The organism is Sphingomonas sp. NPDC019816 (genome assembly GCF_050274375.1).
Classification (GTDB): domain Bacteria; phylum Pseudomonadota; class Alphaproteobacteria; order Sphingomonadales; family Sphingomonadaceae; genus Sphingomonas.
Genome location: NZ_JBNNOB010000272.1, coordinates 1 through 1362, shown reverse-complemented (window position 1 = coordinate 1362; position 1362 = coordinate 1). Strand labels below are relative to the sequence as shown.

General features: G+C 46.9%; 2 protein-coding genes. One reads left to right on the top strand and one right to left on the bottom strand.

Annotated features, from left to right (window positions below):
- Nucleotides 1-467 (top strand): hypothetical protein (locus ACQKJZ_RS19365; protein ID WP_427733337.1); only part of this gene is annotated, 467 nt, incomplete at its 5' end.
- A gap of 234 nt (nucleotides 468-701) precedes the next feature.
- On the opposite strand, the gene ACQKJZ_RS19360 is transcribed toward ACQKJZ_RS19365, so the two are convergent.
- On the bottom strand, nucleotides 702-1362 hold a 661-nt coding region (locus ACQKJZ_RS19360), incomplete at its 5' end, for a site-specific integrase (RefSeq protein ID WP_427733335.1).

The following is a 1362-nucleotide window of genomic DNA, read 5'->3' as shown; positions in this document are numbered from 1 at the left end:
CAATTGAGAACCTGATAATGAATACTTGCATAGTTCCTCACGGCATTACAGCATCACACCTAACATCCCCAACTGTAAATATAGAGAATATAACAATTAATGGTGGTGGTGCTGGCAGCGGGGCTGGAACCGCTGTTGAGCTTCTCAACGCTGCTATTGTTGGCAATATAACATCAATCTCTTTCTCTGGAACTGCATTAATTGTTAGGCCGACTGGAAAGGTTCCGAGAATGGCTAACCTTTCAAACAATACCGATTCCACGGTTCCTATAGCAATTATTAGCGCTACTAATTCATGTTGTTGCGGTTGGATAATCCGAAACTTTAACGGTCCTGGTCAACCAACAGTTTTCCAGGAGGCTGGAACTACTGTGGTATCAACATGGGTCGGTTGCGAGAACTCAATTCCGATTGCTCAGGGGGGAGCCACTCTCAATGCCGCAACAAACATGAACAGATTCTATTAACAAAATAGGTATCGAAAATTCTATGCTTTCGATATCTATCTGGGACAGATTTGGGACATGGATGTTTTCGCATCTGTTGATATGGTTTTCCATCTTTTTGCATCTTGGGACGTGTGAGCGCGGTTTGATGCGGTAAGTTGCTGTGTTAGATGGTGATTCTAGGAACTTCTAAGCCGTAGGTCATAGGTTCGAATCCTATAGGGCGTGCCATTAAGTATCAATGAGTTACGCCTTTCATCCCGTATTTCCAATTTCATCATGGGACAGATTTGGGACTAAACCTCCGAAAATCGTGTCAATTTGCCTCGCATGCTCAGTTAGATGGTTAGGCGCAAGGTGAGCGTATCGCTGTACCATTTCGATGCTCTCCCATCCTCCCATTTCCTGAAGTGCAGAAAGCGGCACGCCGGATTGGATCAGCCAACTCGCCCAGGTATGTCGTAAATCATGGAAGCGGAAATCATCAATGCCAGCTCGTCTTAACGCAGCGCGCCACGCAGTGTTAGAATCGACTCGCATTTTCCTCACCGGGTCTTTGTGAACGAACACCCAACGATGATGATTTCCTATTTGTCTCCGCAGAACGGCGCAAGCGGTATCGTTGAGAGCGACGCCAATTGCCCGTCCTGATTTGCTATCCTCAGGATAAATCCAAGCCACCTTCCTCTGCATGTCGATCTGCGACCATGCAAGCTCAATGATGTTCGACCGGCGAAGGCCAGTAGTCAGAGCGAATTCCACAGTGGATTTAAGCGGTTCAGGACACTCATCAATAAGTCGCTGAGCTTGTGCAGGCTCAAGCCACCTAACGCGTTTATTCCTTTCCTGTGGAACCTTTATCACCGGAGACTTTTCAATCCATTTCCAGTCACGCTCTGCAGCACGCATTAGAGCT